10 protein-coding genes are annotated in these 12,918 nt (G+C 70.6%); 7 read left to right on the top strand and 3 right to left on the bottom strand.

Going from position 1 to position 12,918, the window contains the following annotated elements; translation table 11 throughout:
* Positions 1–73: 73 nt before the first annotated feature.
* Positions 74–3,151 carry a glycoside hydrolase family 3 N-terminal domain-containing protein gene (locus FKN01_RS31630; protein ID WP_143626092.1) on the top strand — a complete coding sequence of 1,026 codons (3,078 nt, stop codon included), beginning with the start codon at positions 74–76 and terminating at the stop codon, positions 3,149–3,151.
* A 130-nt stretch (positions 3,152–3,281) separates the two neighbouring features.
* A complete protein-coding gene (locus tag FKN01_RS32875) occupies positions 3,282–4,751 on the top strand; it encodes a hypothetical protein (RefSeq protein WP_221939392.1) in 1,470 nt (489 codons plus the stop codon).
* A gap of 61 nt (positions 4,752–4,812) precedes the next feature.
* Here the strand turns inward: FKN01_RS32875 and FKN01_RS31615 are convergent, their stop codons facing one another.
* The gene (locus FKN01_RS31615; protein ID WP_143626090.1) at positions 4,813–6,438 is read right to left on the bottom strand and encodes an adenosine deaminase; all 1,626 of its coding nucleotides are present in this window, start codon (positions 6,436–6,438) and stop codon (positions 4,813–4,815) included.
* Positions 6,439–6,745: 307 nt separating this feature from the next.
* On the opposite strand from FKN01_RS31615, the gene FKN01_RS31610 reads away from it, so the two are divergent.
* From FKN01_RS31610 to FKN01_RS31595, 4 genes are all read left to right on the top strand, one after another.
* A complete protein-coding gene (locus tag FKN01_RS31610; RefSeq protein WP_143626089.1) occupies positions 6,746–7,603 on the top strand; it encodes a GH25 family lysozyme in 858 nt (285 codons plus the stop codon).
* Between the two features lie 129 nt (positions 7,604–7,732).
* Positions 7,733–8,860, top strand: a complete 1,128-nt coding sequence (locus tag FKN01_RS31605; RefSeq protein ID WP_143626088.1) for a glycoside hydrolase family 3 N-terminal domain-containing protein — start codon at positions 7,733–7,735, stop codon at positions 8,858–8,860.
* Between the two features lie 78 nt (positions 8,861–8,938).
* Complete coding sequence (locus tag FKN01_RS31600) at positions 8,939–9,406, top strand: carboxymuconolactone decarboxylase family protein (protein WP_143626087.1); 468 nt, start codon at positions 8,939–8,941, stop codon at positions 9,404–9,406.
* Positions 9,407–9,438: 32 nt separating this feature from the next.
* Positions 9,439–10,098 (top strand): trans-aconitate 2-methyltransferase, encoded by a 660-nt coding sequence (locus FKN01_RS31595; RefSeq protein WP_143626086.1) that lies wholly within the window; start codon positions 9,439–9,441, stop codon positions 10,096–10,098.
* Here the strand turns inward: FKN01_RS31595 and FKN01_RS31585 are convergent.
* The gene (locus tag FKN01_RS31585; protein WP_313906187.1) at positions 10,095–11,165 is read right to left on the bottom strand and encodes a Scr1 family TA system antitoxin-like transcriptional regulator; all 1,071 of its coding nucleotides are present in this window, start codon (positions 11,163–11,165) and stop codon (positions 10,095–10,097) included. The genes FKN01_RS31595 and FKN01_RS31585 overlap by 4 nt on opposite strands.
* Positions 11,166–11,384: 219 nt before the next feature.
* Between FKN01_RS31585 and FKN01_RS31580 the strand changes: the two genes are divergently transcribed.
* A complete protein-coding gene (locus FKN01_RS31580; RefSeq protein WP_143626084.1) occupies positions 11,385–11,732 on the top strand; it encodes a hypothetical protein in 348 nt (115 codons plus the stop codon).
* A gap of 214 nt (positions 11,733–11,946) precedes the next feature.
* Here the strand turns inward: FKN01_RS31580 and FKN01_RS31575 are convergent, their stop codons facing one another.
* Positions 11,947–12,459, bottom strand: a complete 513-nt coding sequence (locus FKN01_RS31575; RefSeq protein WP_143626083.1) for a hypothetical protein — start codon at positions 12,457–12,459, stop codon at positions 11,947–11,949.
* Between the last annotated feature and the right edge of the window lie 459 nt (positions 12,460–12,918).

The following is a 12,918-nucleotide window of genomic DNA, read 5'->3' as shown; positions in this document are numbered from 1 at the left end:
GGCGCGGGCCCCGAGGGCCCGCGCCGCGCCCCGTACGCACCGCACCGGCAACCCGTACGAAGGAGCCGCACAGATGCCACCCCGCACCCGCCGCCGGGCCAGACCCGCCACCGCCGTGCTGGCCGCCGCCACCGTGGTGGCCGGCCTGCTCGCCGGGGCCGTCCCGTCCACGGCGGCACCGTCCGCCGACGATCCGGCACCGGTCGCCGTCGACCGCTTCGAGGGGGAGGTGCCCTTCGCCAACCAGCCGGCCGAAGGCATCTTCACCTGGGGCGGCGACGCCGACGACCCGCCCACCCTGGCGCTGACGGACCGGTCCGACGCCCCCGAGGGCGCCAAGGTCCTCGAAGGCACCTACGACATCAGCGGCTACGGCGGCTTCAGCCACGACTACGCCGCCGACCGGCCCGCCCACGACTGGTCCGCCCACAAGGGCATCCGCTTCTGGTGGTACGGCCAGAACACCGCGCCGCTGCCGCCCGGTTCGGGCAAGCGGATCAACTTCGAGATCAAGGACGGCGGCGCCCACGGCGAGGCGTCCGAGCTGTGGACCACCTCGTTCACCGACGACTGGGAGGGCTGGCACCTCGTCGAGATCCCGTTCACCGACTTCACCTACCGGGGCGACTACCAGCCCGTCGGCGGCATCGACCAGGTCCTCGGCCTGAACGAGATGTGGGGGTACGCCCTCACCCTGCCGCCCGGCGCCCCCGGGAAGTTCGCCATGGACGGCGTCGAGCTGTACGGCAAGGCCGACGCGGCCCTGAAGGCGAGCGTCGTCACCGAGGCGGCGGTGGTCCCGGTGAAGCAGGGCGCGTCCGCGTCCCTCGGCTTCACGCTCACCACGACCGGGTCCGTCCCGCTGGAGGAGCCCGTCACCGTCGCGTACGAGACGAAGGGCGGCACGGCGGAAGCCGGCACCGACTTCACGCCGGTCAGCGGCACGTACACCTTCCCGGCGGGCACCGCGTCCGGCACCACCCACCAGGTGGAGATCGCGACGAAGAAGGTCTCCGGCGCCGCCACCGCGAAGACCGTCCCGCTGGAGCTGACCGTCACCGGAGCCCGGCCGCCGAAGGAGAACCCGCAGGCCGTCATCGACGCCCACGGGCTGCCCTACCAGAACCCGAAGCTGCCGGTGAAGAAGCGCGTCGCCGACCTGCTCGCCCGGATGTCGCCCGCCGAGAAGGCCGGCCAGATGACCCAGGCCGAACGCAACGCGCTCTCCTCCCAGGGCGACATCGCCACGTACGACCTCGGCTCGCTGCTCTCCGGCGGCGGCTCCGTCCCCACGCCCAACACCCCCGAGGCGTGGGCGAAGATGATCGACGGCTACCAGCTGCGCGCCCAGGCCACCCGCTTCCAGATCCCGCTGATCTACGGCGTGGACGCGGTGCACGGCCACAACAACCTGGTCGGCGCGACGGTCATGCCGCACAACGTCGGCCTCGGCGCCACCCGCGACCCGGAGCTGGCCCGGAAGACCGGCGCGGTCACCGCGAGCGAGGTCCGCGCCACCGGTGTGCCGTGGGACTTCGCGCCCTGCCTCTGCGTCTCGCGCGACGAGCGCTGGGGCCGCTCCTACGAGGCGTACGGCGAGGACCCGGCCCTCGTGAAGTCCCTGGAGACCGTGATCCAGGGCATGCAGGGCGCCGCCTCCGGCAAGGACCTGGACCGCAACGACAAGGTGCTGGCCACCGCCAAGCACTACGTCGGCGACGGCGGTACGGAGTACGGCTCGTCCACCACCGGTTCGTACACGACCGACCAGGGCGTCACCAAGGTCACCCGGCAGGAGCTGGAGGCCGTCCACCTCGCGCCCTTCGAGGACGCGGTGAAGCGGGGCGTCGGCACGGTCATGCCGTCCTACTCCTCGCTCGACATCATCGGGGACGACCGGGGCCCGGTGAAGATGCACGGCGACGCCGAGATGATCAACGGCGTCCTCAAGGACCGCATGGGCTTCGAGGGCTTCGTCATCAGCGACTACAAGGCGATCGACCAGCTCCCCGGCGACTACGCGAGCGACGTGCGCACGTCCGTCAACGCCGGGCTCGACATGATCATGGTCCCGACCGAGTACAAGGAGTTCACGAAGACGCTCCAGGACGAGGTCGCGGCGGGCCGCGTCCCGCAGTCCCGGATCGATGACGCGGTCTCCCGCATCCTGACCCAGAAGTTCAGGCTGGGCCTCTTCGAGCAGCCGTACGCGGACACCGCCAACCTGGAGAAGATCGGCTCGGCGGAGCACCGGGCCGTGGCCCGCGAGGCCGCCGCCGAGTCGCAGGTGCTGCTGAAGAACGACGGCGGTGTGCTGCCGCTGAAGTCCTCGCAGAAGGTGTACGTGGCCGGCTCCAACGCCGACGACATCGGCAACCAGGCGGGAGGCTGGACCGTCAGCTGGCAGGGCTCGTCCGGCGCCATCACCCCCGGCACCACGATCCTGTCCGCCGTGAAGAAGGACGCCGCGTCCGTCACGTACTCCAAGGACGCGTCCGCCGACACCGCCGGCCACGACGTGGGTGTGGTGGTCGTCGGCGAGACCCCGTACGCGGAGGGCGTCGGTGACGTCGGCAACGGGCACGACCTGAGGCTGTCCGACGCCGACCGGGCCGCGATCGACAAGGTCTGCGCCGCGATGAAGTGCGCCGTCCTGATCGTCTCGGGCCGCCCCCAGCTCATCGGGGACCAGCTGGACGGCATCGACGCGCTGGTGGCCTCCTGGCTGCCGGGCTCCGAGGGCGACGGCGTCGCCGACGTCCTCTTCGGCAAGCGGCCCTTCTCCGGGCAGCTGCCGGTGACCTGGCCCAAGTCCGAGGAGCAGCTCCCGATCAACGTGGGCGACGACTCGTACGACCCGCAGTTCCCGTACGGCTGGGGCCTCACCACGCTGAGGAAGCCCCCGGCCGGCGGCGAGGTCACGCTCGCCCTGCTCGGTGTGGCCGCCCAGGTCGCCGAGAAGGCCGGCCTCGGCCGGACCGAGGTGGGCCGGGAGATCGTCGGCCAGGCCCGGCTGCTGGTCCAGCAGAAGACCGGCGGCAAGCTCACCGAGAAGGTGTCCAAGCCGTTCGCGGACGCCGACCACCTGCTGCTCACCGGTGATCTGACCGGCGCGGTGGCGAAGCTCAGGACCGCCTACCGGGCCGCCTGAGGACGCGGGACGGGCGGGCGGGCCCCGGGAGGCCGCCCGCCCGTTTCGCATGTCCAGACCAGTTTCGTACTTCCAGGCCCGTTTCGTACGTCCAGACCCGTTTCATACGCGTGTGCGTTAGCTTGGGAGTATGCGGAACCGGCCGTTTCTCACCCTTTCGGCCCCGGCGGCGCTCCTGGCGGGGCTCCTGGCCGTGCTGTCCGCCCTCGCACTCTTCCTGGCCCCGGCCGCGACCCCGGCTGCGGCCGGGGCCGCGGCGGCCCCCGCCGCACCGGCCGCGACCGGCGCCACCACCGTGAACGACGTCGCCGAGGCCCTGCGCAAGGGGCCCGTCTACGTCGACCCGGCCGCCTCCGACCAGCTCTCCCCGGGCCAGGCCGCCGCGCTGAGCAAGAAGATCGAGGACGCGGACAAACCGGTGTTCGTGGCCGTGCTGCCGAACACCGCCGCCTTCCCCGAGGACACCGTGCTGCGCACCCTGCGCGCCGAGACCGGCGTCACCGGCGTTTACGCGATCCGCCTCGGCGACGGCTTCAGCGCGGGCGCCGATCCGCAGGTCATGTCCCGGAACGCCGTCATCAACCTCACCGCCGCCGTGAAGACCCCCGGCGCGGACACCGACGCGGCGACCCAGCTGGGCGCCTTCGTGGACAGCGCCCTCGAACAGGCCCGGGGCAGCGCCCCCGCCTCCTGGAGCGGCGGCGAGCGCTCCTCCTCGACCGGCGGTGGCTCGGCCGCGGTCGGCCTGGCCGTGACCGGTGCCGTGGTCGTCCTCGGCGGCGCCGCCGCGTTCACGGTCGTACGCCGCAACCGCAGGCGCAAGGCGGAAGAGGAGCGGGTCGCGCTCGACAGGCTGCGGGTGGTCGTGGACGAGGACATCACGGCGTACGGGGAGACCCTGGAACGGCTCGACTTCCACCCGGCGGAGCCCGGCGCTGACGACGCGATGCGCGCCGACTACGAACGCGCCCTCGACTCCTACGAGAGCGCCAAGTCCCGGATGGCCGGGGCGCGACACCCCTCGGACGTGCGCGGGGTGACCCGGGCCCTGGAGGACGGGCGGTACTCGCTGGCCGTGCTGGACGCCCGCCGCTCCGGCCGCGAACTCCCGGTCCGCCGCCCGCCCTGCTTCTTCGACCCGCGCCACGGCCCCTCGGTCGCCGACGTCCGCTGGGCCCCGGCGGGCGGCAGCGCCCGGGAGGTCCCGGTGTGCGCGGCGGACCGGGTGCGGCTGAGCGAGGGCGGGGACCCGATGAGCCGGACGGTCGAGGTGGGTGACGGCACCCGCCGCCCGTACTGGGAGGCGGGCCCGGCCTACGGACCGTGGGCGGGCGGCTACTTCGGCGGCGGGCTGCTGCCGGGCCTCCTGGTCGGCACGATGCTCGGCTCGATGCTGGCCACCCCGGCGTACGCGGCGGACTACGGCGGCGGCGACCTGGGCGGCGACTTCTCGGGCGGCGACTTCTCCGGCACCGACTTCGACTCCTCCGGCTTCGGCGGCGGCGGTTTCGGGGACGGGGGAGGCTTCGGCGACGGGGGAGGCTTCGGCGGCGACGGCGGCGGGTTCGGCGGCGGCGGGGACTTCGGCGGCGGATTCTGACGGCATGCGAAAGGGGCACGGGGCCCGCGCCCCGTACCCCTTCCGGAATCGCCCGACCGGCTCAGCGTCCGCCGTGGGCCCGCTCGAACGCGGCGAAGGCCGCCTCCTGGCGCCACTCGGTCGCCGCCTTCGGGCTGCTCGCGAGGTAGTCCGCGCAGCGCTCGCTCGGGCGGCCGTCACCGGGGCGGTCGGCCCGGCAGGCCGCCACCACGCGGTAGCCGGAGGGCGCGGTGCCGGTGGCCCACAGGCTGCGGCCGTCGCGGAAGGCGTACTCCAGCGAGGCGCGGGCCAGGTCCTTCAGCTCGGTGTACGAGAGGCCGTAGGTCTTCGCGGCGTACTGGTACTCGTGGCTGATGTCGATCCGGGAGACGCCCGGGTCGTCCGTGGACAGGACGACCGGCACGCCGTAGCGGCGGTACGCGTTGAACGGGTGGTCGTCGCCCGCGACGCCGAGGATCTGCTTGTTGCTGGAGAACGGCACCTCGACGGCCACGTGCCGCCGCGCCATGGTCCGGGCCAGCGCGCGCCAGTCGTCCTCGTGGACCAGGTCGACGCCGTGGCCGATGCGCTCGGCGCCGGCGACCCGGACCGCCTCGTTGATGTGGAAGGTCAGGTCCTCCGGCTTGACCAGGCCCGGGGCCAGCTCACCGGCGTGCAGGGTGAGGTGGGCGCCCGGGTACTGCCCGCGCAGGTACTTCAGCATCCGCATCTGGAGGCTGTAGTTCTCCAGCGAGCTGTCCCAGTCCTCCGGCTGCACGAGGTTGACCGCGACGAACCTCGGGTCGCGCTCGGCCAGCCGCATGCCGACCACCATCTGCGTGAACACACGGGCCGGGGAACTGCCCCGGGAGACCTGCGAGATCCACCGGACGGGCAGCTCGCAGGCGGGGGCGGGGCGCGGGGTGTCGCAGTGGGCGGCCTCGCGGAACTGGACGTCGGTGTCGTCGGCCTCCTGGACCGCCTCGTCGATGACCTTGTCCAGCTTGCCGCCGGCGGCCAGTTTGCGGTGGAATGCGGCGAGGTCGGCGTCGTAACCCACCTCGTCGGCCAGCTTCTTGGCGCTCTCGGAGGCCGGGCTGACCATGGTCTCCAGGTAGAACTGGTTCTGCTTCACCACCGTGTCGGCGACGTTGGCGAGCATCTTGCCCCGGGCGTACCAGGTGGCCATGCCGAACTTGCCGAAGGTGTCGAAGAAGTGGTCGTGCCCGGACTCGTCGGCCGGGAAGTCCTGCATCGACCAGGCCCGGATGATCTGCTGCCGGAACGCGGCGTCGGTGCGCGCGTCGGCGGCGGGCCGGGCGCCCGGGGCGCACGGCGAGGCCACGGCCGTCATCGTCGCGTCGATGCAGAGCCCCTGCTCGATCGCGAGCTGGAGCAGATATTCGGTGGTCACCGCTCCGGAGAGGTGGTTGTGCAGGTCACCGCCCTTGGGCAGCTCCTTGAAGAAGGCCCGCAGCCGCGCGGGCCGGTCCCGCAGCGAGTCCAGGTAGGCGGCGGTACGGCGCTCGGCGGGCGTCACCGGGCGCGGCGCGGCATACGCGGCGGTGGTGCGTACGGCGCTGTCGCGCGCGGGGGCGGCGGCGGTCGCGGGGATCGCCGGGATCAGGCTCAACAGGGCGAGAGCGCCGCCGAACCCGGCCAGCAGAGGGGACTTGGGACGGCGGGCCGTCCGATTGGTAGAGATCACCGAGGCATGATCGCGCCCGCTTTCGCCAATTGCCCGCGAATCATGCCTTTGAGGGGGAACGTCCACCCGATCGAGTGGAGACGCCGCACGGAAAGTTCTGCCGGGCCGCGACCGTTCGCGCAGCTCACATGGACGGGGATGGGTCTAGACCACTAACGAGGGGTGGCGGCTATTTACCGGAGGGCGGCTCCTGTGGCTCACTATGTCGTGTTCGCGACAAGTGGACGCGCGTAGACCCGTACGCGCGTGAAGCGTGCTGCCCGAGCGGCCGGTCACGGCCGCTTCCCCCCACAGCAGGAGGCTCCTCATGACCACGCGCAAGAGACTCACCGCGGCCGGTGTCCTCGGCACGAGCGCGGCGCTGCTGCTCGGCCTGATGTCCGGCACCGCCTCGTCGTCACCCCGCCACGACAGCCCGGTCCCGCTCGGCAAGGGCTACATGGGCGTCGGCTACGTCCAGGACCGCGAGGGCTTCAAGCCGGACACCCGGCAACTCGCCCTGGACGCACGGCCGGACGCCAACCTCAAGGCCAACCCGGTCGGCATCGACGTGTCCAGCTGGCAGGGCGGGATCAACTGGAACTCGGTGCGCGGCGCGGGCATCGAGTTCGCCTGGATGAAGGCCACCGAGGGGCTGACGTACAAGGACCCGACGTTCAGCGCCAACTACCTGGGCGCCTACAACGCGGGCGTGATCCGGGGCGCGTACCACTTCGCCCGCCCGGACGTCTCCGGCGGCGCGGCCCAGGCCGACTTCTTCGCGAGCAACGGCGGCGCCTGGTCGCGCGACAACCTCACGCTCCCGGGCGTGCTGGACATCGAGGGCACCTGCTACGGCTACTCGCAGGCCGGGATGCGGCAGTGGGTCCTGGACTTCTACAACAAGTACAAGGCCCGCACGGGCCGTGATGTGGTGATCTACACCAGCCCGAGCTGGTGGAACACCTGCACCGGCGGCTGGAACGGCATGTCCGCCCTCAGCCCGCTCTGGGTCGCCCACTGGACCACCGCGAGCAGCCCCAGCATCCCGTCGGGCTTCCCCTACTACACCGTCTGGCAGTACACCTCCACCGGCGCGGTGAGCGGCATCTCCGGCAACGTCGACCGCGACCGCTTCAGCGGCGACCGCTCCCGCCTCCTCGCCCTGGCGAACAACACGCCGTGAACGCAGACGTATAGGTGTACGCGCCGGAGCGGCCGGGTAAGCCGCTCCGGCCCAGGCCTGGGCCCCGGCCCCGGCCCCGGCCCCGGTCCAGGCCCCGGCCCCCCACGACCGTTCACGAAGGAGTACGTCATGACCCCACCCCTGAGCCGGCGCGGCGCCCTGATCGCCGGCGCCGCCGCCCTCGCCGGCGGTCTGGCCCCGGCGGCCGGAGCGCAGGCGGCCCTCCGGCCGCCCGAGAGCACCCGCCCCCGCCTCTCCGCCCTGTCGCCCCTCCAGCGTGCCGGGCAGCGCGTCATCCACTCCTACCCGGGCCTCACACCCCCCGCCTCCCTGATGACGGCCATCGAGCAGGGCCACACGGCGGGCGTGATCTTCTTCGGCGAGAACGTCCAGAGCCTGGCCCAGATCGAGGGCGTCATCCGGTCGATGAACGCGGCCCGCGCCGCGTCACCCGTCCAGGCGCCGCTGCTCCTCATGACCGACCAGGAGGGCGGCATGGTCCGCCGCCTGCCCGGCGAGCCCGTCAAGTCCGCCAAGGATGTCGGCGCCTCCGCCGATCCGCACTACTGGGCCGACTTCACCGGCAGCGGCGCGGGCCTGAACCTCGCCGGCGTCGGCATGAACGTCAACCTGGCCCCCGTCCTCGACGTGTACCGCAAGGACGGCGACTTCACCGACCAGTACGAGCGCTCGTACAGCAAGTCGGCAGCCGCCGTGGCCAGTTGCGGGGCCGACTTCATCACCGCGCAGCAGCGCGAGGGCGTCGCGGCCACCGCCAAGCACTTCCCGGGCCTGGGCCCGGCGTCGGCGAGCCAGAACACCGATCTGCGCTCCGTCACGATCACCACCTCCGCCGCCACCCTCCGCAGCGTGGACGAGGTCCCTTACCGGGACGCGATCGCGGCGGGCGTCAAGCTCGTGATGCTCTCCTGGGCGGTCTACACGGGCCTGGACTCCGCCCGCCCGGCCGGCCTCTCGCCGACCGTCGTCGGCGAGCTGCGCAACCGGCTCGGCTTCAAGGGCGTCACCGTCACCGACGCGCTGGAAGCCGGTGCGCTCTCGTCCTACGGCAGTACGTCGCAGCGCGCCGTGAAGGCCGCCGCCGCCGGGATGGACCTGCTGCTCTGCTCGGCCCGCAGCGTCTCCCAGGGCGACGAGGCGGTGGCCGCCCTGGCCGACGCCCTGGGCGGCTCCCTCGACCCGACCGCCTTCGACGCGGCGGCGGCCCGTGTGAACGCCCTGCGCGCGGGGCTGTGACGAGGCCCTTGTTACCTCGGTCCCGGCCGCTCCGTCAGAGAGGTGTAGCCACCACTCGACAGAAGGCAGGAACCGGTCATGAACGCTCGTCTCGACCTCTTCGCCCACGCCGCCTCGGCCAAGGCCCTGAAGCACATCGTCGCGGCGGGCAGGGCCCTGGAGGACTCCACCCTGCCCCTGGCCACCCAGGAGCTGGTCCGGGTGCGGGCCAGCCAGATCAACGGCTGCGCGGCCTGCCTCGACATGCACACCAAGGAGGCCGCACACGCCGGGGAGACCGCGACCCGCCTCAACCTGGTCGCGGCCTGGCGCGAGGCGACCGTCTTCACCGACGCGGAGCGCGCCGCGCTGGAGCTGACCGAACACGGCACCCGCCTCGCGGAGGGCGGTGTCCCGGACGAGGTCTGGGCCGCAGCCGCCAAGCACTACGACGAGGACCAGCTCGCGGCCCTGGTCTCCGCGATCGCCGTCATCAACACCTTCAACCGCATGAACGTCCTCGTACGGCAGCCGGCGGGCGACTACGTGGTCGGCCAGTTCGCCTGAGAACGGCGGTACCGGCGCGGTAGGTTGCCGTGATGGCCGACATACCCATGTCCTCGCCCGCGCCGGGCAGCCCGGCCGACGTCGTCCGCACCTGGGACGCGCGCGCGGAGCGCTATCTCCAGCTCTTCCGGTACGAGTTGGAGGAGAAGCCGTACGACCTGGAGGCGCTGCGCGCGTTCGCGGAGCGGGTCGGGGCGGGCGGCAGGGTGTACGACGCGGGCTGCGGGCCCTGCGGCCACGTCACGGCCCTCCTCGCGGCGTACGGACTCGACATGCTGGGCATCGACCTCTCGCCCCGCTGCGTCGCGCTCGCGCGCCGGGAGCAGCCCGGCTGCCGCTTCGCCGTCATGGACCAGGGCGCGCTCACGGGCGGCCCGCTCGACGGCCTCGTCGCGTACTACTCGCTCCACGACCAGCCCAAGCACCGGCTGCCCGACACGATGGCGTCCTGGGCCGCCGCGATCCGCCCCGGCGGCCGGCTGCTCGTCGTCGCGAAGGAGGGCGCGGGGGACGGCGTCATCGATGACCCCTTGGGCAGCGAACTCCGCGTCTACTGGTCGGAGTACACCGCGTACGAGCTCCGCCGGGCGGCCCACGAGGCGGGCTTCGGCACCGACGACTGCACGGTCCGCGAGGCGTACGAGAACGAGATCCCGTCCCGCCGCGTGTACCTCGCGGCCACGAGACGCTAGACGCTCGCCCGGAGGAACGCGGCCCAGGCGGTGGGCGGGACGGTGAGCACGGGCCCGTCGGTGACCTTGGAGTCCCTGATGTGCACGGCGGCGGGGTGCGCGGCGACCTCGACGCATGCGCCGCCCTGGTCGCTGCTGTAGCTCGACTTGTGCCAGTGGTAAGCGACTTCGAGGCAGTCGCCGCCTTCGCTGCCGCTGTAGCTTGACTTGAACCAGCTGAGGCCGGTGCCGTGTGCTGCGCGGGTCATGTCTCTCCAAGCAGGTCGTCCATTAGGCAGACACTCTCCTCGGGCGAGTGGGCCTGCGACCGGAGCATCCCATTTCTGCTGGAAGACGCTGACTTCCTCGGGGTCATCCACGAGGAAGCTCACGCGTTGGCCCTCAATGTAGGCGAGTTGATCGTGATCCGAGGTCTCCAGGAGGACCATCGGGCCATCGAGCGCGGCGTGCGTTTGGCGATTCGTAGGCATGATCTGAATGGTCACGAAGGGAAGCTCGGTGACTTCGCGCAGTCGCTTGATCTGCTGGCGCAAGGCGCGGGGACCGCCGATGGGCCGGTGCAAAATCACCTCTTCCAGGAGGAAGCTCAGCATGGGGCGAGGCTTGCGTTCCAGGAGGGACTGCCGCTGCATGCGGTTCTTCACCCGCTCCTCCACTTCCTCCGGCTCAAGGGGAGGGTAGGAGGACTTGAAGACTGCGCGCGCATAGTCCTCGGTCTGGAGGAGCCCCGGTACCAACTGGTTCTCGTACGAGTGCAGTGCCACGGCGTCCTGTTCGTACTCAACGTAATCCTGCACGAACAGCGGGAACCGCTCCTTTTCCGGCACCTTCTCCACGGCGACCTGCAAGGCACCCTTGGTCTCCAGGCGCCGGTCCAGGAGGATCGCGAAGTCCAGCTGAAGCGGGCGCCGTCCCTGCTCGATCGACGCGATCGTGTCCTCGCTGACGCGGCACATGTCCGCGAGGGCAGCCTGCGTTAACCCGGAGGCCCGCCGGAAGGCCGCCACTTGTACGCCGATCACGTGCCACGCAGTGACGCGCTTCCTGTTCTGCTTCGGGTTCGCCATGGAGTGCCTCTCCCCGTTGTGCGTCGGTGCTGACCGGCCGGCGGTCGTACATCGGCTCCGTACGACCTGACGCGACGCGCAACCGTAGTGACCGTACGTGACTACCGTCTCGTGAACGGAGGAACTCAACTCCTCGGAGGTACGGAGGGTTCGCACGGGCGAGCTTTGCTCGATTGGACGTGCGGCTAACGTATAGGGGGTCCAGTAGAGGAGCACCCGGTGAACGCAGAGAGTGATCCCAGGAGCATCGTGCTCATGGGAGACTACGGGTGCCATGCCCTGTGGCTGACGGGTTCCGACGCCGGCGACGTGTCACCCGGTGATGCGCGTCTGGGGTTGTCGGCCGGGTTGGCGGAGCGACTCGCGGCTTGGGCCGACCAGTATGACGCGACGCTCGATCGGGATGATCCGATCATGTCGGGCTTTCCGTCTCGTGAAGCCGAGGAGCGATTCGCGCGGGCTGGGGAGCTGATGGCTCAGGACCTCGCGCGGGAGCTCGGGTCGGCATGGCGAGTGACTTACTACGACACCCGCTCGGAAGCGAAGCGCGATATCGCTGACTCCTGAAGCGGGGCCGCTCGTCAGTGGTTCGCACACCCGCCCCGTACGGCCTGACTTTAATGCACAACCGAAGCGGCGAACTGTGACTTTCGCCCCGTGAAAGAAACTCCCGCCTCGACCTCGCGGGGGCGCTGGCAAACGCAGGGAATGCCGCCAGTGGTCTGTCTGGGCTGACGGGCTCGCCCATAAAATTAAGTGGACGAGCCTGCACTGGCCCAGGTCAGTTTCTGCTTGTGCTGGACGATTGCAGAACTGTGCAGTCCGAGTCCCACCACGACAGGTCGTCCCGCACTTCTCGAAGCCCGCGCCTCTGGTAATCGGGCGGCGCTTCTGGAATTCCGTTGACATCGACAAGATAGAATTCTGCCGCCGTGCCTGCAACGCGCAGTTCGCCGTCCGGGAAGAGACCGATGTCCATCTGCCATGTCTTCTTGACCGTGGAGGGCGCACTTGACATGACGGCGAAGTTGAGCAGTCCACGCTCCAGCGCTTCTTCGTGCCACCGGAACGCCTGCAGCCCGCGTACGACAAGGAGCGCAGCGTTTCCTGCGCGGTATTGCAGGGCGGTGCGCATGTCCAGGAGCAGGCCGGCACGGCCGGTCAGGGGGCAGATACGACAGTCGAGGAGGCCGACCTCCTGCAGAGCGTCGGGCTCACGCAGAGGATCCCAGTCGATGGGGTCCCCGACGACTCCGTCCGTATTGTCGAGGAACAGCTCTTCGATTCGTTTCATGGGATCGGGATGTGATTGCAGGGGTCACTGTTTAGGATTCCTGCCTGGCCCCTCAGGGGATTCATGCTGTGTCCGCTCTCATGCAAGTAGATCACACATCTGTTCGGATATTGGTATTTTTTCCTACGTGGCCGGATCCGTCACGCGGACTTAAGCAACACGCTCATGAAGGCCATTCGCGGCTGCCTCATCCTTCTTGATCTCGTACACCCAGCCCTTCCTTTGTCTGTGAGACGGCAACGGCTTTGCGCCCCTTGGATAGCCATAGCTTCTCACCCCCCCTTCGGTCCGAGAATGGTGCCGACGAGGCATCGGCTTTTTTGAACCAGCACAGGAGTCTCGCCCGCTAGCACATAGTACGAGTGCAGGCCCTCAATGGTGAGTTGTACGTTCTTGCGTGCTGTCGGAAGAATCTTGTGGCCGATACGGTGACAGTCTCGCCGGCGTCCGTCTGCAACG

The organism is Streptomyces sp. 130 (assembly GCF_007096885.1).
GTDB lineage: Bacteria > Actinomycetota > Actinomycetes > Streptomycetales > Streptomycetaceae > Streptomyces.
Note: the sequence above shows the minus strand (reverse complement) of the source record. Positions and strands in the feature narration are given on the sequence as shown.

Excerpts from the sequence above, each read along its gene's own strand:
- FKN01_RS31630 (WP_143626092.1), top strand. The coding sequence starts at position 74 with ATGCCACCCCGCACCCGCCGCCGGGCCAGACCCGCCACCGCCGTGCTG.
- FKN01_RS32875 (WP_221939392.1), top strand. The coding sequence starts at position 3,282 with ATGCGGAACCGGCCGTTTCTCACCCTTTCGGCCCCGGCGGCGCTCCTG.
- FKN01_RS31610 (WP_143626089.1), top strand. The coding sequence starts at position 6,746 with ATGACCACGCGCAAGAGACTCACCGCGGCCGGTGTCCTCGGCACGAGC.
- FKN01_RS31605 (WP_143626088.1), top strand. The coding sequence starts at position 7,733 with ATGACCCCACCCCTGAGCCGGCGCGGCGCCCTGATCGCCGGCGCCGCC.
- FKN01_RS31600 (WP_143626087.1), top strand. The coding sequence starts at position 8,939 with ATGAACGCTCGTCTCGACCTCTTCGCCCACGCCGCCTCGGCCAAGGCC.
- FKN01_RS31595 (WP_143626086.1), top strand. The coding sequence starts at position 9,439 with ATGGCCGACATACCCATGTCCTCGCCCGCGCCGGGCAGCCCGGCCGAC.
- FKN01_RS31585 (WP_313906187.1), bottom strand. The coding sequence starts at position 11,165 with ATGGCGAACCCGAAGCAGAACAGGAAGCGCGTCACTGCGTGGCACGTG.
- FKN01_RS31575 (WP_143626083.1), bottom strand. The coding sequence starts at position 12,459 with ATGAAACGAATCGAAGAGCTGTTCCTCGACAATACGGACGGAGTCGTC.